Below are 21,827 nucleotides of genomic sequence, written 5' to 3' on the forward strand. Positions count from 1 at the left end.
CTGTCAAAAAAGTGGTAAGGCCCGGTGATCGGAAGAACATTGTTGCTTACCTGGGTCAAACTTTCCAGGTAAGTATCCGCCGGGCCTGCAAGACCATTAATCTGGCCAAATCATTGTATTACTATGACTCCGTCAGGGATGATAGCGAAGTGATCAGTAAGCTCCGTGAACTGGCAGACAATAAGCCTGCAGAAGGTCAGGACAAGCTGTATGCGCGCATCCGTCAACAGGGATATAACTGGAACTATAAACGGGTGCGCAGGGTATACCTGCTCATGGGATTGAATAAACGCAGCAAGCGCCGTAAACGATTGCCGGTACGGGTTAAGGAACCATTGACCCGGACAGGAGAGCTGAACAGGAGCTGGTCTATGGATTTTATGCATGATACATTAATGAACAGCAGAAAGTTCCGTACACTTAATATCATTGACGATTGTAACCGCAAGGCTCTGGCTATTGAAGCAGACTTCAGCTTCCCGGCTCAAAGTGTGGTGGCTACGCTGAAAAAGGTAATACACGAATACGGCAAACCTAACAAGATCAGGGTAGATAACGGACCTGAGTTTATCAGTACGCTATTTACAGACTGGTGCCAGCAACAGGAAATATCCGTCCAACATATACAACCAGGTAAACCTTGTCAGAATGGATACATAGAACGATTTAACCGGACTTACAGACAGGATGTACTAGACGCTTATCTGTTTGAAAGTATCCACCAGGTAAGAATGATCACTGAGGATTGGATCAATGACTACAATAACCAAAGACCACATGAAGCATTAAACGGATTAACTCCGAAACAATTTGAAGAATCGCTTAGCTTTGAATTGTTAGTTTAAAACCGGTCCTACTTTGGGGAGGGTTACAGTGGGACATCGCTTAGCCTGCAAACAGGTCACCGTATGTCTATTGATATCGATCTTTTTACTGATGCCCCTTATGGTTCTTTAGACTTCGGAAAAATTGACCGCTATCTGAGAAATTCCTTTACTTATGTCAGCCCGGCGAGGCTGCCGGAGATAGTCGGCTTGGGCATGTCCTATATTGTGGGAAGTACACCGGAAAATTCCTTCAAACTGGATCTGTTCTATGTTACCGACCCGTTTATATTTCCAGTACTTAATGCGGAGCGTATCCGGTTGGCACCTACACCAGAAATTGCCGCCATGAAAATGGATGTGGTGCAGCGTGGTGGCAGGAAAAAGGACTTTTGGGATATACATGCGCTAATGGATCAATACACTCTGGCAGATATGATCAGGTTTCACAAAGAACGATACCCTTACTCGCATGACGGTACTTTACTGAATACTAATCTTACCAACTTTGCAACAGCAGACGAAGATTTCGATCCGGTGTGTTTATTAGGTAAGCATTGGGAAATTATAAAGCTGGATATTATCGATACCATGGGCGGTGTTCAAGGCTAACTATATCAATCTGTCATCGCTTCTTTCACTGGTTACTATCACACAGGAAAAACGCTCCCCATTCCAGTAAGTTCAGTCTCTCTGTCTACCTGTGCTTACATTCTAAATAGTAATGTGTCAAATAAACTATTGAGACCCTCTACCTGCAACACCTGTTTTTCGATACCGTTAAGTGTTGTATAAACGCTGGTAGTGACCTGATCAGGATTTGTCAGATTCAGCTCTGCACGCTTTAAAAGGATCAGGCTATCTGCACTCCAGATATACACCGCCTTTGTATGAATACAACTTGCACAACCTTCATAATAAGACTCGATTGTTTTGTTTGCGGCGTTGAATCTGATGTTGCTCAATTGAAGATCTTTCCGATAATGCAGCAATTGATCTGCTGCACTGAACAGAAATACGAATGGTGTTGTCTGGCCGTGAATATCCGGTTCAGAGTGAATGATGAAATCACTATTACCGTCACCGTTTAAATCTGTGACTTCAAAAGAATAAGCATAAGCATCAAACGGAATGCTATCCGTTTGCAATAGCCGGTCCTTATTGGCCTGGAAAAGAATCAGTCCGCTATCGGTGCAGGCTATCAGTGCGATTTTCCGGTTATTGATCTCCTCGCCATGCAATACATATTTGTCGCTATCATCCCTGTAAGTGTAGTCATTTAAAAAGGATAATCTTTCAATGGAATCCCTTAGCGACTGATACAGGGAAAGCTTTGTTTCCGTCGGGTCATGCCCTTCTCCTGACGCTGATTGAGCATGATAAGAACAACTTGCAAGCGTCGTCAACAGGGATAGCAGACTTATTATTAATAACCTCATTGAAATAGTATAGTTATGGATTGTAGTTTCGTTGAACTGCCAGTTGCTGCGCAAAGTGACGGACCCGGAAATAAGCATCTTCATGCTTTAGCTGGTTTATTGCCAGTAAAGATAATCGTAAACGGGCGCCGATCCTGAAAAGAACGCGAATAATGACCTCTTCCGGCATTACAGGTTACCTCATGGTTTACCTGTGTTCCGTCAACTGGCTGGGTGCCAGACCGAATTGCTTTTTAAAAGCAAATGAAAAATGCGACAGGTTTTCAAAACCTACTTCGTAACACACATCCAGTGGTTTCTTCTTTTTCTCCGTCAGCTGGTAATAAGCCAGTTCCAACCGCTTTTGTGTCAGCCAGCGTTGCGGTGTAGTGCTGAAGGCTTTTTTAAAATCCCGCTTAAACGTAGTAAGGCTTCTGCCCGTGAGGTAACCGAATTTTTCCATCGGCAGGTTGAACATAAAATTCCTTTCCATGTAGTCTACCAGGTTCAGCTTTCCCGGCTCTTCAAAATTGGCCAGCACCTGGTCGATCTCCTTATTGAGTGTCCTCAGAATGCTGATGGCCTCGGCAATCTTGATAGCTGCCAGATCCGCCGGTAAGTCCTTCATATCAAAATAAGGGATCAGCGAAGCAAGGCAGCTTTCCAGCAAGGGGTGATTGCTGAAGCTGTAGATCTTCGGGAATCTGAGCGGGGCGGACGGTATATCCTTGCCGGCATAAAAATCCTTCAGCTTTTCTACTGATAAATGCATGACGACCGTCTTATGCGGCTGGCCGTCTTTGGGATAATTGATAATAGTGGCCAGCTGGTTCCTTGGGATCAGGAAAATATCTCCCTTTTTAAAATAGTACGTCGCATCTGCCTGTACGATCTTCGTTTCGCCGGAAAGAAACCATACCAGCATGTGGTGGTCGAACATAATATCCGACTTGAAAAATTTATCCTCATAGCTGGAGAGCTTTATATCTTCGGTAATATACCGGGCCTGGTAATCCATTGGTTTATTTTTAAGGAGATCAGTAGATCAAAGTTAGCGGATGAAACACACACTTTACTTTGTTTAAAAGGCCAAACTTTAAAAAAGTGGGAGGAGCATTACTAAGATTCGCCCCTCCCCCTGCAGTTGTTAAACAGACTGCCCGCCGTCTACCAGGAAGTTCGCCCCCGTCAGGAAGGAAGCCTCTTCGCCTGCCAGGTAATGGATCATACCGGCTACCTCCTCCGGTTTGCCCATTCTTCCTGCAGGAATACTCTGCAGCAATTGGTGTTCCAAGGTTTCATTTAAGCCGATCTTTTGCATGATCTCGGTTGCTACAGGCCCCGGGCTTACCGCATTGACGCGGATCTTCCTGGGCGCCAGTTCCAGCGCGGCTATTTTTACCACCGCATTGATGGCCGCTTTACTGGCTGCATATACGGACGCGCTTTGAGGAGATATAGTGGCAGAAGTAGAAGAAAGCATGATCACGGAAGCGCCTTCGTTGAGCAAAGGAATAAACCGGCTCAGCGTAAAGTAAGCGCCTTTGAAATTAATGTCCATCATTTCATCAAACCGGCTTTCTTCCATCTCCTCAATGGTAGCGAATTTGGTAATGCCGGCGTTGATCAGCAGGATGTCCACCTTGCCGAATTGTGCTTTCACTTCAGCTGCAAGTTGTTCAATATCCGGCACCCTGGACTGATCGGCCACCAGCCCCGTTATGTTGAGCTCTTGTGCAGCCGCCGCTACCGCATCTTTTCTTCTCCCGGTAATCACAACCCGGGCACCGCTTTCTTTCAGTCTTTTTGCAGCGGCATATCCGATACCACTGTTACCGCCGGTAATCACCGCTACTTTATTTTCTAAATTGTTCATTGTTCTGTTTTTTAAAAAGTGAATATTATAGGTCAAACTTCAAACCGGTCATATCTTCTGTGAGCGTCCAGAGTTGTCTGGCACTGGCTTCATCCAGGGAATAGGGATGTACACCCTTCTGGCCGGTAATATCAGCACATAAAGGGGCTATGTCTGCATCCTCGCAATACACACCGCCAATATCGTTTAACAGAGGTGATGTAGCGCACCACACCGTTGTTGCAGCGCCTTGCGGAATTGTTTTTAATGATGCAGCCACCTCGGGCAGCATTTGTCCGTCAGCATCTACGAATCCCATTTTCTGAAACAGTTCCAGCGGGGCTTCCCTACCGAGTTCCGTGCCGCCGATAGAGCCCGGATGCACCGCGTATGCCCTTACCTGGTATGCGCGCGCACGATGGTCCAGCTCCATGGAGAAAAGATTGACGGCTGTTTTAGATTGTCCGTAGCCCAGCAAAGTCTCATACTCCCGGTGTTCAAAATTGGGATCTTCAAAATGGAAGGGAGCGAAATGATGCCCGTGCGAAGAGACATTGATTACCCTGGCGCCATTGGCCTGTTTAAGTGCCGGCCACAATTTTGCTGTAAGCCGGAACGGAGCCAGGTAATTGGTGGCTAATTGCGATTCTATACCTCGGCTGTCCCTGCGCAACGGCACCCACATAATACCCGCGTTGTTGATGAGCAGATGCAGCGGCCTTCCGGAAGCAAGGAACCTGTCTGCAAATGCATCAACAGATACCGGCGACATCAGATCCATAGCGGCTATCTCCACGTTCGGAATACCTTGCAGGTTTTTGGCGGCCTTGTCCATGTCCCGCGCCGGTACGATAACCGTTGCGCCTGCCGCAGCAAGGGTACGGGTGGTTTCCAGTCCTATGCCCGTGTTGCCGCCGGTGACGATGGCTATTTTCCCGGTAAGGTCCATTCCTTTAATGACATCGCCGGTTGTTGATGTTGCGTTGAAGCCGGAGCCGGCTGGTCGTTGCAGCGCTCCCTGATAATTGTTCTGTTCCATTTTTTAATTTGTTTTGTTGGAACAAAAGTAGAGCGCCCTCAAAGCTGTGGCTTTGTTTAAAAGGCCGAATTTGTTTGTTTAAAAGACCAGTGGGAAATTGTATAGGTTTCCATCCAATCATCTCCTTGATTGACCGCTGTATTATCGAGGATCAATTCCGGCGGAGCAGCATACCAGGAACGCATCTTTTGCCAAATGGCAAATGGCCGGAGGGCCAGGATAGTTAACTTTGAGCTATGGAAGCTTTCATCGACTATATCCTGCAATTCGGCAATCTGAACAGGCAACAGATCGATCTTATCCTCAGCAAAGCATCAATCCTGACCTTACGCAAGGACGACTACTATTGGGAAGCGGGTAAGCGGGTGAATCAGGTCGGTTTTCTTACCGAAGGGATAATACGGGTGCATTACTACAATCATAAAGGAGAAGAGATCACCCGCTACTTTATCGACGAAAATCACCTGATCTTATCGGGACCTGTCCCCGAAGAAATGTACACGCCTTCGGAATACCTCTCAGCCGTTACCGATTGCAGCCTGATCGTATTTTCAAAACAGGACTGGAAGGAAATTACCAATACGATTATCGGCTGGGACGCAATCATTCAAAAGATAACGGCCAGATACCATAAGGAAAAGATAGCACGGAGAAGCGAACTGGTATCGCAGGATGCCGCAACCCGTTATCTTGAGTTTATGGAGCAGTTCCCTTCGCTGGCCAACCGTGTGCCGCTGTCCTACATTGCTTCCTACCTGGGCATCACCCCATCCTCTTTGAGTCGGATCAGGAAAAATATACGCTGATACTGCTTTTTGCCAAATGGCAAGTGTTATCCTGATTCGTTGAGCAACCTTTGTGTGATCTATCTTAAAAAAAGACAAAGCATGAACACACGAACATTAGGATCCGGCGGATTGGAAGTATCGGCATTAGGATTTGGCGCTATGGGCCTCAGCTTCCCTAACGCACCCACGAGGACTGAAAGCATACAGCTGATACGTTCTGCCGTTGCGCTCGGCATTACCTTTTTTGACACGGCACAGGGCTATGGCGATAATGAGCTGCTGGTGGGCGAAGCTCTGGAACCTTTGCGACAGCAACTGATCATTGCCACCAAGTTCGGATTGAAAAACGGTAATGTGCGGGAAGGCCTGGACAGCCGGCCGGAAACGATCAGGGCGGTGGCCGAAGCTTCACTGAAGCGATTAAGGACCGACGTGATCGACTTGTTTTATCAGCACCGGGTTGATCCGGAAGTACCTGTTGAAGACGTGGCTGGTGCGGTAGCAGACCTGATCCGTGAGGGCAAAGTAAAATACTTCGGACTCTCCGAAGCCAATGCGGACACCATTCGCCGGGCACATGCCGTATTGCCGGTAACCGCTCTGCAAAGCGAATACTCGATGTTTTATCGCGAACCGGAAACCGACATTATTCCCGTATTGGAAGAACTGGGTATCGGCTTTGTTCCCTTTAGTCCGCTGGGCAAGGGATTCCTGACCGGAACCATCAATGCGGATGTGACCCTGGACAAAGAGGACACCCGGAATATGCTGCCGCGGTTCAGCAAAGAAAACCGGGAAGCCAATCAGGCATTGGTAGACCTGGTGACTTCCATTGCCAGGGATAAAAACGCCACACCGGCACAGATTGCCCTGGGCTGGCTGCTGGCGCAAAAGCCGTTTATCGTACCCATACCCGGTACGTCTAAGCTGCAGCGCTTAGAGGAAAATATTGGTGCGCTCCGGGTGACACTCACCCGCGATGAGCTGGACCACATCCATGCGGCGCTCGCCACTATTAAGATTGTCGGCGAGCGCTATCCCGCATCCATACAGGCAGCAACGGGAAGGAAATAACAGTAAGGAAACCGAATCGGGTTCCTTGTATAAAGCAGTGAAGTTGTTTGGCAAAAGCGTCCTCAACTGAACCCTGCCCGGAACGCCAGCGGACTTTGATTGGTCTTGCTTTTAAACAATTTGCTGAAGCTCTGCGGATGCTCGAAGCCCAGCTCATAGGCGATCTCCGCAACGGATAAGCTGGTGGTAGAGAGTTTTTCCTTGGCTTTATCAATGAGCTTTTCGTGGATGTACTGCTGGGTGCTTTGCCCGGTCAGTGTTTTGAGCAGGCCGCGCAGGTAGCTCTGCGAGATGTGGAGCTGGTCTGATAGGTACTGTACGCTGGGCAGTCCCTGGGAGCATAAGGCCTCATCGGTGAAATAAGCATTCATGAGCTGCTCCAGCCGGTCGAGCACCTGGTGATTGCTTTTCCTGCGGGTGAGGAACTGCCGCTGGTAAAAACGCTCGGCATAGTTCAGCAGGGTTTCCAGGTGGGAGATCAGGATGTCCTGGCTGAAGCGGTCCATATTGTTGTGGTACTCCGTCTTCAGGTTGTCGATGATGCCATTGATGATCGCCTCTTCTTTGTCGGACAGGAAGAGCGCTTCATTGACTGCGTAATCGAAGAATTCATACTGCTTGATCTTTTTTGCCAGCGCCGTGCCCCACAGCAGATCGGGATGCACCAGCAATACCCAGCCGGCGAGATCGTCATCAGGACCGGGTCCGGAGCCGCGTAGTATCTGGTTCGGCGCTACGAAGTACATCATGCCTTCATCAAAATCATATGTCTGCTGCCCGTAAAAGAGCTTGTTGGAGAATCCACGCTTTAAGGAGATATAATAAAAATCGAACATCGCGCTTAATTCCACCATGCCTTCAGGCATTTGCAAGGCAGCATAATTCACGACGCTGATCAGCGGATGCTCCGGCTTAGGCAGGCCGAGGATACGATGTGCATCGGCAATAGTCTTTATTTTTAAGGGCGCTGACATACAACAAATTTAATTTCTAAAAGGGTATTTCAACCAGATCATTACCAATGGGATAACCAGGAAAGGAATTTCCATTATAACCATGTGCATATTTCCCGCACGCAGCGCCAATGCCATGATCAGCACGATAGACAGGGCATTCAACAAATTACCCAGGAAGAACGTCCTGGGAAACAACAGCAATACACCGGTCAATATAGCCAGGGTGCCCATAACGGGAATTATCCATTCGCTGATGCCCAGCGCGTCCATCATTTTTACAGACTGAGGATTGCCTTTGTAATGAAACGTATCCCAACCATGCTTGAAACTGAGTGCTGCCGATACGATCAACAGGACCAGGGAGGCGATATTTCTTATCATTTCAGAAGGTAGTTATTAAAGAAGTAACCTAACGCAATCGCAACCGGAACACCTATCGCTGCACTGGTCAACGCTTTCCGGGCTTTGTTCGGAAATTGCTTCCGGTGACGGAAATACAGAAAAAAGCCAATGGGCGGAATTGCATTTGAAATCATAAACCAGAGCCGGGACAGCTCGTCTTCTCTGTTGTTGCTTTTCATGTTTTATGCTTTACGGAACGCGTTTAAACTTCATGGTTTTCCCCAGCAACGAAAAGCCGATATAGCCACGAAAATCCATTTCGTTATCGCTTTTCAGCTTTGCCTTTACCCGGTAATTCCGGCCTTCGGAAGGATTGTACAGGTTGCCGCCGGTGTATTCGCCATCTTCATAAGAAAGGTTGGTGATATTGGTAATGCCGTACCGCGACCGGCCACGCAGACTTTTGTCGGGATTCTTGTCATCTTTTTTGGGCGTCTTTCCATCCGCTTCAAACATATCGGAAGCGTACAACAGCCTTCCGGAATACTTCCCGCCTGCTTTGTAGAATTCAAACTTCAGCCTGGGATCAGCATCTGTGCTTTCCCAGACCCCGAGTATCTTATCAGCAGGTATTTGTGCAAAGGATACGATGGATACCAGCAGCATGAGGGCTGTAAGCAATGACCTTTTCATTTCCTGTTACTTTTGAGGGTTAGTATTTAAAGCTTTGAATTTTTTGAACTCCTTGTGCCCGAAGCGGATCAGGGCATCAGGCATGATCCTGCCGGCCATTTTGATAACGCCTATCAGGAACGGCCTGAGCTCTTTCCTGTCGTTCAGCAATTGTTTGATGGCAATGCGCACCATTTGATCTGCATCCATCATCTGCTTGGGGTTGACAGGCATTACCCAGTCGTTCTGAAGATTGGTATTGACGCCCGGCGGTATCATTTCAAACACTTTTATATTCGTATCTTCCAGCTGCAACCGCAATGCCTGCGTGTAAGCATGGACCCCCGCTTTTGAAGCACTGTAAACCGGTGCAAGGGTATAGGGCATTAAAGCAATACCTGACGAAACATTAATGATGGCAGCTGATTGTTGCTTTTTTAGATGCGGCAGGAACTGATGTACCATCCGGATGGTGCCGGAAAGATTGGTGGCAATTTCACGGTTGATATTGTCCAGGTCCGGGCTGGCATCCTGCAGATCGATCAGCCGCATCAGTCCGGCGTTGTTGATGAGTATATTCAGGCTGGGGAATTGCCGGGTGACTTCCTTATACAACTGTTCGATATCCTGCGGCTGGCTTACATCACTCTGGAAGATATGTACCTGAGGGAACTTACTTTTTGTTGCGTTCAGGGCATCGGCATTGCGACCGGTAACGATGATATGTGCCCCTTGTCCGGTAAGTTGTCTGACCAATTCAAGTCCGATCCCGCTGGTGCCACCGGTGATCAGGACGGTGCTGTCTTTTAATTGCATATAGCTGCTTTTTTGTAGATACAAAGGTGTAGCCGTATGCAAAAAGACCTGTAGCGTAAACGACTTTTGATGTAGCCGAAAGTGAAAGGAGCTTAATAGTAACTGCTGAGGGCGGTTTCTGTTTTTCAATAAATGGGATATGCTTTTGCAGGCCGGAAGCCGATCGCCGGCAACCCGGACAATGGCGTCATACGTTTTAAAGTAGCTTTTGCAATCTTCCGCCTCATAATCGTTTACATTTGAGTGTACCGCAAAAAAATACATACCTATGTCGTCCAAAGATTACAGCAGCGTGAGCCCTTCGGCCAAATCCCTATTGATGCTGAAAGGCTATACCAATATTCCTTTTGCACGGGAAACGGCGGCCTTACTGCAGGGTCCTGAAGTATTCGGACTGAATTTTGAAGATAAGGATCTGGGATTCTGGATGCGGGTGATGCATTTTGAAAGCCGCTACTGGAGCATCGATCAACTGCTGCGCGACGCCGGGACCAACAATATACTTGAATTATCGTCGGGCTATTCGCTTCGCGGCCTGGACCTGTGCCGGAAGAATGCTAAGGTACATTATATAGATACCGACCTGCCGGATGTGGTGGGCGTAAAACAACGCATGATTGAACACCTGCAACTGTATGCGGACCTGAAAGGCTTGCTTGACCTGCGCCCCCTGAATGCGATGGACGAACAGGAGTTTGAACAGGTAAGCGAAAAATTTGATGAGCAACCGCTCGGCATTGTCAATGAAGGCCTGCTCATGTACCTGAATATCGACGAGAAAATTCAGTTGTGCCACTCTGTCCGCAAAGCACTGCTAAAAAACGGGGGGTACTGGATAACAGCAGATGTATATGTGAAACGTCCGGCGGAGCTGATGAGCAAATTGCCGCAAAGCGCATCTGAGTCTGCCTTTTTTGAGCAGCACCATATCGAAGAGAATAAGTTTGACAGCTACGAACAGGCAGCATCATTCTTTCGCGAACAGGGTCTGGAATTTGTGAAAGAGGCCGTTCCGGATTATGCTTCGCTCAGTGCAATGCCACACCTGGTAAAGCTCCTGCCGGAGGAAGTACGGAACAGCAAACAGGCTCCGCCTAAAATACAGGCTACCTGGATGCTCAAAGCAATCTAAACTTTTACGGGGTCGCCGCTGAGCGGTATGCATGAAAAAGGGTCGCATCTTCATCAGACGCGACCCTTTTACTGTTCAATAACTGCTTAGTGCATCACGACCATCCTGATCGTTCCGGATACCGACTCCGACTGGTAGCGGACGAAATACAGTCCGTTCTGCAAGCTGGCTATATTCAGCTCCAGCTGCTGCGTTCCGGCCTGCATGGCTCCTTTCACCGGTGCGATCATTTCCCTGCCCTGTATATCGGTAACAATTACCGTTATTGTTCCGGCTGTGGCTGCGCTGATCGACAGAACTGCTTTGTCCGCTGCCGGGTTCGGATACAGGTTTACAGAAAGCTTGCGCTGTTCTATATCCCTAACGCTTACAGGAACCGAAGGTGCAATGAAGTTCGGAATCTTGTTCGCTCCTTTAAGACCATATACTACGATGTGGCTGAGATTCGTAGTAGCGACAGGCACTCCGTTTGCGGAGGGGCAGGTCTGACCGAAGTCATTGTCGTTGCATAGTGCAATCGTACTGTCGTTGATGATCGTAATTCCTTCCGCCTTATCGAGGCTCGCATCCCAACCATTCGCCAGCAAATCCATCACCAAAGTTTTTTCAACGGCTTTAATACCTGCGCCGGCCAGGCCTGCAGAATCCACCAGTGCTTCCGCCGTGAGCCCACCGTACAAACCGGAACTGATCACAGTAGCAGAGGCAATATTAATACGGTACATACGCTTGATATCAGTAGTACCGCGTGCAGCAGCTTCGAGTACCAGGAAGGTAGAGTCGTTGATCGCGGTCATATCACCGAGCTTCCAGTCCTGAAGACGGATCTGGTTGGCACCGGATGCTCCGATAACACCATCATTCAGATATGCAAACATCCTCGTCGCATTCGTAACAGGGTCGATCTCGATGATCCGGTGTACACGGGAAGCTTCGCCAACTGCTTTTGTAGGGTACAGCAACGGACTCTGAATAATAGCATACACTTTACCACTCGGACTGATAGTCATATTCTCGAAACCACGGTTGTTCTTACGGTATTTGAAGCAGGTATCGATCAGCACATCCTGCGGTTGCGCGCCGCTGAGATTTGCATAAGGCGAGTAGCGCTTCTGCACTACTGCGTTCGTATCGAGTTTCCATACGGAAGGACCATTCTCTTCCGCCAGCCAGAAGTTTCCTTTCTTATCCACGGAGATTGCCTCACAATCGATACTCCAGGCATCCTTGGGAGCAATCTTTGACGCGAAATTGGTGCAATCCTGAACGGTATCGGTAGAAGCCTGTTCGGTAGCCGTACTTCCGAAACCTGTCGGCAACAGATATCCGACAGTCGGTGTTTTATCCGGACGCCTGATGGAAAGTGTCTTCAGGATCTGCACGGAGTCTCCCTGAATGCGCACGCGATGTATCTTCGGTGCATAAGAGGGAAAGCAAAACAGTTTATCGTACGTAGGACGGCAGGAAGAAGTGTTTGCACTTCCGCAATCCACGTTCACGCCCCTGTCGGAGCAGGTCCAGAACTCTTTCCCATCCGTACCGGGAATCACATACAATGCGGAAAAACCCGCCTCACGGAACGTAATTCCGTCGAAAGTTCCGATTGTGGCAGAGTAATTATTTTTATAGTCGGCAATTTTTGTAATCTGCGCGCTACTGCTGTTATGCAGGCACAGTAATGCCGCTACAGATAATATTGTGTTTGTAACTGTTTTTTTCATCCGGATCTGTTTTGAGCTGCAAAGCTATTCCGCACGTATTTCGGGATTGTTACAATCGTATTAAGCCTGTGTTATCAGCATGTACATTCAGAAACGGAAATCTGACATCTCCCACGGTTCAGGGACGGCAAGGCTCGAGCTTCCCATGCTGTATACCTGCGGAGGTAAACGGCCAGGCGAAATCCTGCAAAATGACCTTATCCGTACCTTTCCGGAATGAGGAATAAGGTGAATGACACTCCAAGCTGCGAAGCAATAAACAGAGGTTCTTTACGTTTCTTTCGCATGCGTATGCTTCGCCTTCTGCTTTTACTGTTGCCCTTTCAGCTCACTGCACAGCAAAAATATACACTGACTGCTGAAGCAGATGTGGCTTTGAAGTTTACGATACTTAACGACCCGGCAGATCATTACCGCCGCTGGAGCAATAAGGCGATTGCCGCCGGAATACTTATTGACGATGAAGATCCGACCAGGATCGGATTCTACGGCAGGGTCGGATTAGCGGAAGACATCATACGGTTCCCGTTACGCATCAATTCGGCCAGCTTCGCAATGGAGCGGCTCTATATTCCGCTGAGCGGACTGATCGTCTTCCCTACCCGGCTGGAACAGCTGAAGATCTGCGCGGGTATCGGCATTGATATAAATCTTGATTACGGTGCATCCATACGGCAAACCGATGCCATCGGCTATTTCCGGCTGGACCTGGAAAAGGCAGGATCGGAAACCGAACAACTCGGTAATAAAATCATTCCTTCAATGCAGGTGGGATGCATGTATGAGCTGAATCCGCAAAAGCATCAATGGGCCGTCAAACTATTGCTCCGGCAAGCGGTAATGCGGGTACTATCTGGAGAACAGACCGTGAATTACTCCATCAACCAGCAAGCGATGACCTTACGCTTCAATCCAAGGCCGACCTATCTCAGTCTGGGTATCGTACACTTCTTTTAGAACAGGTAACAGCGCACATGGTTTCAGAGCCTTAAGTATCTTTGTGCCTGATCGACGCCATGACCAACCGTTACATTATCCCTGCCACACCGGATCACCTTACGGATCTGCAGCATATCAGCCGTCAGACTTTCGTGGAAGCATTTGCCGCGGACAACAGCGAAGAAAATATGCGCCATTACCTGGAAGAACGTTTGTCTGCTGCGCAACTGTCAACGGAACTGAGCAATCCCGATTCGGCCTTTTTCTTCGTCCTGGATGAAGATGCTATTGCCGGTTACCTGAAACTGAATTTCAATACGGCACAAACGGAACCGATGGGCAATACGCACGTTGAGATTGAAAGGATATATGTGCTCAGAGCATTTTATGGAAAACAAATGGGTCAGGCACTTCTCGAACAGGCATTTCAGACAGCGCGTGAAAGCAATGCCTCTTTTATCTGGCTGGGTGTATGGGAACACAATTACCGCGCTTTGCGCTTTTACGAAAAGAACGGTTTTGTTGCGTTCGATCGCCATCCCTTTATTCTTGGCGATGATGTGCAGACAGATATCCTGATGAAAAGGGAGCTGTAGACGGGCCGCTTTATCGCGCACGCTTTACTGTTGCAGATACGCTTCTTTCCTTTCCATTGCCTATTTTTAAGGTCTGAAACAAGCGCCCGGATCCTTTGAAACCGATAATCAGATACTGTCTTCCTTTACTGCTGTTGCTCCTGTCGTTGCATTCCCGCGCGGATTATACTTCTGTATCCCATTATGCCTGGGGCGGAGGATTGCCCGGGAGGTACGCTTTCACACTTGATCAGGATAAACTGGGTTACATCTGGATAGGTACCGAGAACGGTCTGGCACGGTTCAATGGCTACGAGTTCAAACTATTCACAACCAAAGACGGACTCCCGGATAATGAAATTCTGTTCTTATCGCTGGACCGCCGGAACAGATTGTGGTTCTGCCCCTTTGCCAATACCGTCGGGTACATAAAGGATGACCAGATTTACAATTCAAGAAATGATTCGGTATTGAAAAACCTGCACATGACTGCCAAGGCAGAACGTGTACTGCCGGACCGTTTCGGCAATATTGCTATCGCGGAAAAGAAGAAGGTGATCATTATTACGAGCGACAATAAAATTAAGGTCTTCGATTTTGATACTCCTGAAAGCAGAATACAGACTTTCTCCATGTTTGCAAGTCCCGGCGGAGAAATACATGTGGTCGATTTTAAAAACCAGTTGTATCGCTACAACAATGAAAAATGGGTTCCTTCCTTCCGGATGCCCGCACAGTTGTCCACGTTCACATGCTGCGAAGTAATCGAACGATTGGGATACGAAAAAGGCCTTGCGTTATTGCAGATAGCCGCTAAAAAAAAACTACCGTACTTCCAGGATAAAGCAGAGATCGCCCAATTCCATTCCATCAATTTATTAGGTCCCAATCAGATAGGAATGGCGCGCTCGGACGGTTATTTCATTCTGGATCGTAATACAGCCGAAGTTGTAGACACCCTGCTCTATGGTGTATCTGTGGCGGTGGGACTCATTGCCGCCGACAGTTCGCTCTGGCTCTCCACACATGGCGACGGTGTTTACAGATTTATCAGTTCTCCCGTAAGATCGCTGCATCTGAAAGGCGAACCCGGTCAGGAAGTATCCTTTATTCATGCCGAGCACAATGAAGTGTATGCCACCCTGGAGAAAGGAAAATTTGTGAAGGCCAGTGTATCCGCAGGCAATCTGCAGGCGGAGGAAATCCAGGCGGTCGGGCTCAAAAGACAGGATCAGTTGTTCCGCTATCTGGGCAGGAACAGCAGAGGAGAATGGGTGGGTATTTCGAACCAGATACTCGTCTTTGACGGATTGAACCAGGAACCCCGGGATATCGGCCTTACCAGCGCTTTTAAGGATATCATGCAGGAAGACAGCCGTCACCTGCTCACAGCCACTTTTATGGGTGTGCAGCGTTTCGACATAGACGAAAAAAGATATACCGACACGCTCTTACAACAAAGGGCAACCTGCGTGACGGAACTGGACGGTATTGTTTACGCAGGCGGCCTGGACGGGATCTTTTATGGAACCCGGAAAGATAATTTCCGGCGGATGCCGAATCTTCCGCAGGACCTGCAAACGCGGATACTCAAATTATCTGCCGGAACGGATCACGTGTTATGGGCTGCAAACAGCACTGCAGCGCTGATCGGACTGAAGGATAACAAAGTGATTGCGCGCATCGACGAACAGAACGGGCTCCAATGCAACAAGATCAATGCGATACGTGTGACGCAGCAGCTGATCCTCGTGGGCACCGATAACGGGCTGTACATCCTTGAAAACAAATCGCCCTATCGCGTGATCCGCCACCTGAACGAAACGCTTGGATTGTACAGCAATGAGATCAGCAGCCTCGATGTGGCCGGCGATAATATCTGGGTGGGCACCATTGCAGGTATCAACTATTTCCAGCAGCACGACCTGTTCCGCAAGGGTGTTGCCCCGCGCCTGGTGATCAACAGCATCATCAACGACGAGACGAGGATTACCCCATCTGAAAAGAACATGTCTCTGCACTCCGGTCCGCTGAGTATCGACTTCGATATTATTGATCATACGGGCGGGCAAAAGCCTGTGCTGCAGTACCGGCTCGACGGGGAAAGCGGCTGGACTCAGATAGACAACAGCGAATTGTACTTCCCCAAAGTATCCTACGGCACTTTCACCGTAGAGCTGAAAGCAGAATCACCCAACTGGGCCGAACCGCAATACCGGACCCTGCATTTTTACCACCCTTACCCTTTCTACGAACGTTGGTGGTTCCTGACATTCGTGTTCTTCGCCTTACTGGCTTCCACCATATTCCTGGTGCGCCGTTACGTAAAACAGGCCCGGAGAAAAGATGAAGAACAGGCGGCCGTGCAAAGACGACTGCTGCAACTCGAACAAATGGCACTGCAGGGGCAGATGAATCCCCACTTTATCTTTAACTGTATTTCCGCCATCAAACAGTTTTACAACATCGGAGACAATACCAAGGCCAACATTTTCGTCGATCAGTTTGCCGCGCTCATCCGCCAGACATTTGAAATGGGTTCCCAACTGTTCATTCCGCTGAGCAATGAAATGAGTTACCTCAACCATTATCTGTCGATCGAGAAAATCCGGTTCAATGATTCATTCGATTTTTCGATCACTACCAATATCCAGATGTCTGCCGCTTCGGTATATGTGCCGGTAATGTTGCTACAGCCACTCGCAGAGAATTCGGTACGGCACGGTATCCGACATTTGAGCGACAGGCGCGGCCATATCAGTATTCACGTGCAGCAGAACGCAGACAGGGTTACCATAACGGTGACGGACAATGGCGTAGGAAGGGAGAAAAGCAAAACATTCGGACAATTCCTGCAGCATAGCAGTTCGCTTACCAGCACCAAGGTGAACACGAAGCGAATAGAACTCCTCAACGAACTGTTCCTCCGGCAGATAGACTTCAGTACCGAAGATATAACGGATATAAAAGGTGAAGTCGCCGGAACAAAAACAACGATATCCTATCCCCTGTCCATTCATAAACGTTATCATTAAATTTACACCATGAAAGTTCTGATCGTTGAAGACGAGTTTGCCTCACAGCAATACCTCAGCAAATTTCTGCAACAGTTTTTCCCCGAACTCAAAATTGCCGGCATAGCAGATAATGTTCCCGATGCGGTAAGGCTTATCCGGGAGGAAGAGCCAGACATCCTGTTTCTCGATATCGAATTGAAAATGGGAACCGGATTTGACGTGCTGCAGCAATATCCCGATCTGAAAGCAGAAGTCATATTTACAACAGCTTTTAATCAGTTTGCCGTTCATGCGTTCGAATACCATGCAGTGGATTACCTGCTGAAACCGCTTGAAGACTCACGGCTGAAGCGTTCACTGGAATTCTGCATCGAACGTGTGGAACAAAAAAGCAGCAAACAACAGATAAGTGCGCTGCTTGAGCACATACAGCCAGGTTCGTCAAGAAAACGGCTCAGCATTCATACTGCTGACGGAATAGAATTTATCGAAGCAGAGGAAATATTGTATGCTATGGCCAAAGGCAATTACACCGAGCTCAAATTAAAGAACGGCCATAAGATCACGGTCACCAAAAAGCTGAAAGAAATCGAAGAAAAACTTCCCGCATCACTGTTTTTCCGCATACATAACTCATACATCGTACAATCTTCCTGCATTAAAAAATATTACAAAGGGCGCGGAGGATCTATCGTCCTGAACGACGATACCGCCTTGCCGGTGTCGTCTGCACGCCGCGACGAACTGATGAAGCATTTCGGCGCATAGCACATAATTCCGTCTGTATCAGGCCCCTGAGTAAATCAACTCAGGGGCCTGCACATTTATACAATGAACCTGCGCATTTATACAATGTGGTCTTAGAGGGCTAAAAACACTCGCTACTTTTGACATTGATGTGAACTTATTATCATAAAACAGCACAAAACAGCCCCAGCCCATCCAATGGACAAACCCTTAAAGTACTACGGAAGCCGATGACAACAGTGTACCGGAATACTTATCCGGTTAGCCGGCAACGGCAAACCGGGAACAAATGAAGCAACCCTAAATCGCACAGAAAATAAACAAACCGATATCAGTGAAACCCCTTAATCGGGCAGGATGCCTTTAAAGGCCCTGCCTTTAAACTAAAACAAAACCCTCTATAGTACCCTTCATCATGAAAACAGTGGCGGCTGACCCCACAGCCGGCGCATTTTTCCACCCCGCAAAGAGACCCTCTGGTCTCTTTTTGCGTTTTTATACGGTTCCGAAAAAAAGGAAAAGCCATTCATCACAAATTTGAGGACTTTTACCCCTTTCCGTCCGACCTTACAACTCATTTGAAAGACCTTACACATTCAAATAAATCAACAGGCCTATTTCGGCGAAAATAAAGCGGGATTTCCGCTCGTTAGAAAGGCTGAACAGTAACCGGAACAGCACGTAAAAGAAGCTGCCCGTCTACTTGTTTTTTTTTGAATTTATCGTCTATGAGTTATTCTGTTTACGGCATATTCCGATGCCATCCGCGCCCCAATACAATTGCATTTGGCAGACTGATGTTATCATTTCTGACAACAGGCTTCCTGCTGCTGCCGGCCACCGATACGACCGCCCAACTGTGCACCGGAAGCCTCGGCGACCCCGTGGTAAAGCTGGACTTCGGATCCGGCAGTACAACACACGGAGCGGCTCTCGGCAGCGCCATTACCAGCTATACCTATACCTCAGCTGATTTCCCGTCAGACGGGTATTACACAATAGAAAGTACCACCAATACCCCTAATACCTGGTGGACTACCACCGACCATACCGGCGGCGGTTATATGATGGTGGTGAATGCCAGTTTTTCCATTACTGACTATTTCTACAAAAATACCGTGAGCGGCCTTTGTCCGGAAACAACATATGAGTTTGCCGCCTGGATCATGAACCTGCTGCGCAATTCGGATACCAGTCCGCCCGATATCACATTTACCATCGAAACTACCGGCGGCACGATCCTGAACACCTACACCACCGGCAGCATTCCATTGCAATCTGCCCCGGTTTGGAAGCAATATGGATTCTACTTCACCACCCCTGCGGGTATTTCCACAGTTGTGATACGCATGCGCAACAATAAAGCAGGGGCCGCCCCCGGAAACGACATTGCACTGGATGATATCACCTTCAGGCCCTGCGGACCGGCAATAAGCGTTGCCCTTTCGGGAGGAGATACCAGTATAGAGATATGCCAGGGACTTACCACTGCTCCGCAGATGCTGGGCAATCTTTCCGGCGGTTATTCTTCCCCTTCCTATCAATGGCAGGTAAGCAAAGATAACGGGGTTACCTGGAGCGATATCGCCGGAGCCACTGCCGCTAACTATACACTGGACCTTACTTTGAGCAACGGCACTTACCTCTTTCGCCTCACGGCGGCCAATGGTGGGAATATCAGTTCAGCCAAGTGCCGCATTGTTTCCAGCCATATCACGGTAAAGGTAAATGCACAGCCGGTAGCCGGTTCCAACAACCCGCTTTGTCAGGGCAGCACGCTCGAATTGTATGCAAGCGGCAGCAGCAGTTATACTTATGCATGGACAGGACCAAACGGCTTCAGCAGTTCGGCACAAAACCCGGTAATCAACAATATTACTGCCGCGAATAATGGCATGTATTATCTGACCGTTTCAGGCTATTGCAGCGGCCACGATTCTGTGTTTGTATCTGCACACGATCTGCCGGACGTAGACGCAGGGGCAGACGTATCGATATGTGAAGGTGCTACGGTTGCATTGAACGGCACCGCTTCCGGATCAATGTTCTATTGGTCTCCGGGGAGTTCACTTTCCGACTCACTTTCACTTACCCCTACCGCCAATCCGGTCACAACCACAGATTATGTATTTACAGCCTCAAATGAAGTTTGTGACGCTCACGATACTGTTGTTGTCTTTGTATGGCAAAAACCGGAAGTCGACGCAGGTCCCGATAAATATATTATCAAAGGCACCTCCACCATTCTGGATGCCACCAGCGTGGGTGGCGATCTCTTGTATGCATGGACTCCCGGATACAATATTACTGCAAGCGATGTGCTGAATCCGGAAGTGAGCCCGGAAACCGACACTCGTTACACTATAGTCGCAACTTCATCCCATGGCTGCGGTACTGCCAGTGACACGGTTCTCGTTAAGGTCTATGAAAAATTATCTGTTCCCAATATATTTTCTCCCAATGGAGACGGCATCAACGATACATGGCGCATCCTGCAATTAAGCAACTACCCGGATGCGGGCATCACCGTATTTAACCGCTACGGACAGGAAGTATATAAAGGAACCGGATATGCCGTCGAATGGGACGGACGCCACAAAGGACAACTCGTTCCCGTCGGCACTTATTATTATGTGATCGATCTGAAGATCAATAAGTCTTTCGAATACAAAGGCTGGCTGGAGATCGTGTATTGATCCCTTTTCAAGTTAAAAATATGACGATGAAATCCGCACTTACCATAGTATGCGCACTGGGCGCATGCGGTGTATGCTACGCTCAGCAAAAACCGCATTACACGCAATATATCCAGAACCAGTATATTATTAATCCTGCCTTATCCGGCATTGAAAATTACACAGATGTAAACCTCAGCCACCGGCATCAATGGACCAATTTCGACGGTTCTCCTGTGACGACTTACCTGACAGTTCAGGGAGCGATCAATAAAAAAGATTACAGAACCACTCCCACTTCCTATGAGGTGCAGGATGGGGAAAATCCCGTCGGAAGGGAATATTGGGATCAATACACCGCAGCTCCCGCGCATCACGGAGTGGGATTTCAATTCCTGAAAGACAATGCCGGAGCTTTAAGCAATGTATCCGCCTATGCAACTTATGCATACCATATCGGACTAAGCCCTAAGCTGAACCTTTCAGCAGGCTTCGGAGCCGGATTCACCAGGTACAGCCTCGACGTTTCCAAACTGGACTTCATGAACACAACCGTGGACCCTTCCGTTTACAACAGCGATGCGATCAACAAGACAAAGTTTGACATGAATGCAGGTGTATACCTGTACTCATCCAAATATTTTATCGGACTTTCCGCACTACAGCTTACGGCCTCAAGACTGATATTTTCCGGCAGCCAGATCACCACATTAACGGGCACCACGGTCCCGCATTTATTCCTCACCGGAGGGTACAGGGTGCAGCTGAGCGACGACTTCTTTATGCTGCCCTCGCTGATGTTCAAGTATATTCAGCCATTACCCATGCAGGCTGAAGCCAATGTAAAATTTCAGTACAGGGATGCACTATGGGCAGGAGTCAGTTACCGGCATAAAGACGGCATAGCAGGGATGATCGGAATGCACTGCTTCAACACGATGAATATCAGCTATTCCTATGACTATACCACCTCGACCCTGAGCACCTATAATTCAGGATCACACGAGATCATACTGGGACTGATCATCGGTAATAAATATAACCGTACCAGGATGTATTCCTGCACCAGAAAAAGACTGTGGTAGCACGCAGTCTTTCCCGCTGAACAAAATGCACTACCTTTGTCCCTCACAGGAAATGGTGTCTTCCTGACCCAACCGCTGCTTCAGCTGATGGCGCCTGCATATGAATAACGAGACTGTTTCTCCCGGGAACAGCTAATCAATATTTGCAGGAA

Annotated in this window: 20 protein-coding genes, 1 pseudogene and 1 riboswitch; of the genes and pseudogenes, 11 read left to right on the top strand and 10 right to left on the bottom strand. The window is 48.3% G+C overall.

What is annotated here, in order from left to right; genetic code table 11:
• Both ABD846_RS04740 and ABD846_RS04745 read left to right on the top strand, forming a co-directional pair.
• On the top strand, positions 1-845 hold an 845-nt coding region (locus tag ABD846_RS04740), incomplete at its 5' end, for an IS3 family transposase (RefSeq protein WP_344823187.1).
• 42 nt (positions 846-887) lie between these two features.
• Positions 888-1,436 (top strand): annotated as a pseudogene (locus ABD846_RS04745) (nucleotidyl transferase AbiEii/AbiGii toxin family protein); the annotation flags it as partial.
• 95 nt (positions 1,437-1,531) lie between these two features.
• On the opposite strand, the gene ABD846_RS04750 reads toward ABD846_RS04745, so the two are convergent.
• The 4 genes from ABD846_RS04750 to ABD846_RS04765 all read right to left on the bottom strand — a co-directional run bounded on the left by ABD846_RS04750 (position 1,532) and on the right by ABD846_RS04765 (position 5,136).
• Positions 1,532-2,263, bottom strand: coding sequence for an XAC2610-related protein (locus ABD846_RS04750; RefSeq protein WP_344823189.1), 732 nt, complete (start codon positions 2,261-2,263; stop codon positions 1,532-1,534).
• Between the two features lie 187 nt (positions 2,264-2,450).
• The gene (locus tag ABD846_RS04755; RefSeq protein WP_344823191.1) at positions 2,451-3,260 is read right to left on the bottom strand and encodes a helix-turn-helix domain-containing protein; all 810 of its coding nucleotides are present in this window, start codon (positions 3,258-3,260) and stop codon (positions 2,451-2,453) included.
• Positions 3,261-3,389: 129 nt separating this feature from the next.
• A complete protein-coding gene (locus ABD846_RS04760) occupies positions 3,390-4,118 on the bottom strand; it encodes an SDR family NAD(P)-dependent oxidoreductase (RefSeq protein WP_344823193.1) in 729 nt (242 codons plus the stop codon).
• A 25-nt stretch (positions 4,119-4,143) separates the two neighbouring features.
• Positions 4,144-5,136 carry an SDR family NAD(P)-dependent oxidoreductase gene (locus tag ABD846_RS04765; RefSeq protein WP_344823195.1) on the bottom strand — a complete coding sequence of 331 codons (993 nt, stop codon included), beginning with the start codon at positions 5,134-5,136 and terminating at the stop codon, positions 4,144-4,146.
• Positions 5,137-5,372: 236 nt separating this feature from the next.
• Between ABD846_RS04765 and ABD846_RS04770 the strand changes: the two genes are divergently transcribed.
• Positions 5,373-5,942 (top strand): Crp/Fnr family transcriptional regulator, encoded by a 570-nt coding sequence (locus ABD846_RS04770; RefSeq protein WP_344823197.1) that lies wholly within the window; start codon positions 5,373-5,375, stop codon positions 5,940-5,942.
• Between the two features lie 81 nt (positions 5,943-6,023).
• A complete protein-coding gene (locus ABD846_RS04775; RefSeq protein ID WP_344823199.1) occupies positions 6,024-6,998 on the top strand; it encodes an aldo/keto reductase in 975 nt (324 codons plus the stop codon).
• A gap of 62 nt (positions 6,999-7,060) precedes the next feature.
• On the opposite strand, the gene ABD846_RS04780 is transcribed toward ABD846_RS04775, so the two are convergent.
• From ABD846_RS04780 to ABD846_RS04800, 5 genes are read right to left on the bottom strand one after another with little or no spacing between them, the layout of a single operon-like run.
• The gene (locus ABD846_RS04780) at positions 7,061-7,972 is read right to left on the bottom strand and encodes a helix-turn-helix domain-containing protein (protein ID WP_344823201.1); all 912 of its coding nucleotides are present in this window, start codon (positions 7,970-7,972) and stop codon (positions 7,061-7,063) included.
• 9 nt (positions 7,973-7,981) lie between these two features.
• Positions 7,982-8,335, bottom strand: coding sequence for a hypothetical protein (locus ABD846_RS04785; RefSeq protein ID WP_344823203.1), 354 nt, complete (start codon positions 8,333-8,335; stop codon positions 7,982-7,984).
• Positions 8,332-8,535: a hypothetical protein gene (locus tag ABD846_RS04790; protein WP_344823205.1), complete on the bottom strand. Its 204-nt coding sequence runs from the start codon at positions 8,533-8,535 to the stop codon at positions 8,332-8,334. The genes ABD846_RS04785 and ABD846_RS04790 overlap by 4 nt, the downstream gene beginning before the upstream one ends.
• A 10-nt stretch (positions 8,536-8,545) precedes the next feature.
• Entirely contained in the window at positions 8,546-8,989 is a 444-nt protein-coding gene (locus tag ABD846_RS04795) for a DUF2147 domain-containing protein (RefSeq protein ID WP_344823207.1), read from the bottom strand.
• A 6-nt stretch (positions 8,990-8,995) separates the two neighbouring features.
• Positions 8,996-9,784 (bottom strand): SDR family oxidoreductase, encoded by a 789-nt coding sequence (locus ABD846_RS04800; protein WP_344823209.1) that lies wholly within the window; start codon positions 9,782-9,784, stop codon positions 8,996-8,998.
• Positions 9,785-10,052: 268 nt separating this feature from the next.
• Here ABD846_RS04800 and ABD846_RS04805 point away from each other — a divergent pair, with 268 nt between their 5' ends.
• The gene (locus tag ABD846_RS04805) at positions 10,053-10,916 is read left to right on the top strand and encodes a class I SAM-dependent methyltransferase (RefSeq protein WP_344823212.1); all 864 of its coding nucleotides are present in this window, start codon (positions 10,053-10,055) and stop codon (positions 10,914-10,916) included.
• 86 nt (positions 10,917-11,002) lie between these two features.
• On the opposite strand, the gene ABD846_RS04810 is transcribed toward ABD846_RS04805, so the two are convergent.
• Complete coding sequence (locus ABD846_RS04810; protein WP_344823214.1) at positions 11,003-12,637, bottom strand: esterase-like activity of phytase family protein; 1,635 nt, start codon at positions 12,635-12,637, stop codon at positions 11,003-11,005.
• Positions 12,638-12,928: 291 nt separating this feature from the next.
• On the opposite strand from ABD846_RS04810, the gene ABD846_RS04815 reads away from it, so the two are divergent.
• The 6 genes from ABD846_RS04815 to ABD846_RS04840 all read left to right on the top strand — a co-directional run bounded on the left by ABD846_RS04815 (position 12,929) and on the right by ABD846_RS04840 (position 21,675).
• Positions 12,929-13,594: a hypothetical protein gene (locus tag ABD846_RS04815; RefSeq protein WP_344823216.1), complete on the top strand. Its 666-nt coding sequence runs from the start codon at positions 12,929-12,931 to the stop codon at positions 13,592-13,594.
• Between the two features lie 59 nt (positions 13,595-13,653).
• A complete protein-coding gene (locus tag ABD846_RS04820) occupies positions 13,654-14,172 on the top strand; it encodes a GNAT family N-acetyltransferase (RefSeq protein WP_344823218.1) in 519 nt (172 codons plus the stop codon).
• Between the two features lie 95 nt (positions 14,173-14,267).
• Positions 14,268-17,186, top strand: a complete 2,919-nt coding sequence (locus ABD846_RS04825) for a sensor histidine kinase (RefSeq protein WP_344823220.1) — start codon at positions 14,268-14,270, stop codon at positions 17,184-17,186.
• A 9-nt stretch (positions 17,187-17,195) separates the two neighbouring features.
• Positions 17,196-17,936 carry a LytR/AlgR family response regulator transcription factor gene (locus ABD846_RS04830; RefSeq protein WP_344823222.1) on the top strand — a complete coding sequence of 247 codons (741 nt, stop codon included), beginning with the start codon at positions 17,196-17,198 and terminating at the stop codon, positions 17,934-17,936.
• 707 nt (positions 17,937-18,643) lie between these two features.
• Positions 18,644-20,611, top strand: a complete 1,968-nt coding sequence (locus ABD846_RS04835; protein ID WP_344823224.1) for a T9SS type B sorting domain-containing protein — start codon at positions 18,644-18,646, stop codon at positions 20,609-20,611.
• 26 nt (positions 20,612-20,637) lie between these two features.
• A complete protein-coding gene (locus tag ABD846_RS04840; protein ID WP_344823226.1) occupies positions 20,638-21,675 on the top strand; it encodes a PorP/SprF family type IX secretion system membrane protein in 1,038 nt (345 codons plus the stop codon).
• Between the two features lie 39 nt (positions 21,676-21,714).
• Positions 21,715-21,779, top strand: a riboswitch (Fluoride riboswitch).
• Positions 21,780-21,827 lie beyond the last annotated feature (48 nt).

The organism is Rurimicrobium arvi, from assembly GCF_039540495.1.
GTDB classification, from domain to species: domain Bacteria; phylum Bacteroidota; class Bacteroidia; order Chitinophagales; family Chitinophagaceae; genus Rurimicrobium; species Rurimicrobium arvi.

Excerpts from the sequence above, each read along its gene's own strand:
- ABD846_RS04750 (WP_344823189.1), bottom strand. The coding sequence starts at position 2,263 with ATGAGGTTATTAATAATAAGTCTGCTATCCCTGTTGACGACGCTTGCA.
- ABD846_RS04755 (WP_344823191.1), bottom strand. The coding sequence starts at position 3,260 with ATGGATTACCAGGCCCGGTATATTACCGAAGATATAAAGCTCTCCAGC.
- ABD846_RS04760 (WP_344823193.1), bottom strand. The coding sequence starts at position 4,118 with ATGAACAATTTAGAAAATAAAGTAGCGGTGATTACCGGCGGTAACAGT.
- ABD846_RS04765 (WP_344823195.1), bottom strand. The coding sequence starts at position 5,136 with ATGGAACAGAACAATTATCAGGGAGCGCTGCAACGACCAGCCGGCTCC.
- ABD846_RS04770 (WP_344823197.1), top strand. The coding sequence starts at position 5,373 with ATGGAAGCTTTCATCGACTATATCCTGCAATTCGGCAATCTGAACAGG.
- ABD846_RS04775 (WP_344823199.1), top strand. The coding sequence starts at position 6,024 with ATGAACACACGAACATTAGGATCCGGCGGATTGGAAGTATCGGCATTA.
- ABD846_RS04780 (WP_344823201.1), bottom strand. The coding sequence starts at position 7,972 with ATGTCAGCGCCCTTAAAAATAAAGACTATTGCCGATGCACATCGTATC.
- ABD846_RS04785 (WP_344823203.1), bottom strand. The coding sequence starts at position 8,335 with ATGATAAGAAATATCGCCTCCCTGGTCCTGTTGATCGTATCGGCAGCA.
- ABD846_RS04790 (WP_344823205.1), bottom strand. The coding sequence starts at position 8,535 with ATGAAAAGCAACAACAGAGAAGACGAGCTGTCCCGGCTCTGGTTTATG.
- ABD846_RS04795 (WP_344823207.1), bottom strand. The coding sequence starts at position 8,989 with ATGAAAAGGTCATTGCTTACAGCCCTCATGCTGCTGGTATCCATCGTA.
- ABD846_RS04800 (WP_344823209.1), bottom strand. The coding sequence starts at position 9,784 with ATGCAATTAAAAGACAGCACCGTCCTGATCACCGGTGGCACCAGCGGG.
- ABD846_RS04805 (WP_344823212.1), top strand. The coding sequence starts at position 10,053 with ATGTCGTCCAAAGATTACAGCAGCGTGAGCCCTTCGGCCAAATCCCTA.
- ABD846_RS04810 (WP_344823214.1), bottom strand. The coding sequence starts at position 12,637 with ATGAAAAAAACAGTTACAAACACAATATTATCTGTAGCGGCATTACTG.
- ABD846_RS04815 (WP_344823216.1), top strand. The coding sequence starts at position 12,929 with ATGCTTCGCCTTCTGCTTTTACTGTTGCCCTTTCAGCTCACTGCACAG.
- ABD846_RS04820 (WP_344823218.1), top strand. The coding sequence starts at position 13,654 with ATGACCAACCGTTACATTATCCCTGCCACACCGGATCACCTTACGGAT.
- ABD846_RS04830 (WP_344823222.1), top strand. The coding sequence starts at position 17,196 with ATGAAAGTTCTGATCGTTGAAGACGAGTTTGCCTCACAGCAATACCTC.
- ABD846_RS04835 (WP_344823224.1), top strand. The coding sequence starts at position 18,644 with ATGAGTTATTCTGTTTACGGCATATTCCGATGCCATCCGCGCCCCAAT.
- ABD846_RS04840 (WP_344823226.1), top strand. The coding sequence starts at position 20,638 with ATGAAATCCGCACTTACCATAGTATGCGCACTGGGCGCATGCGGTGTA.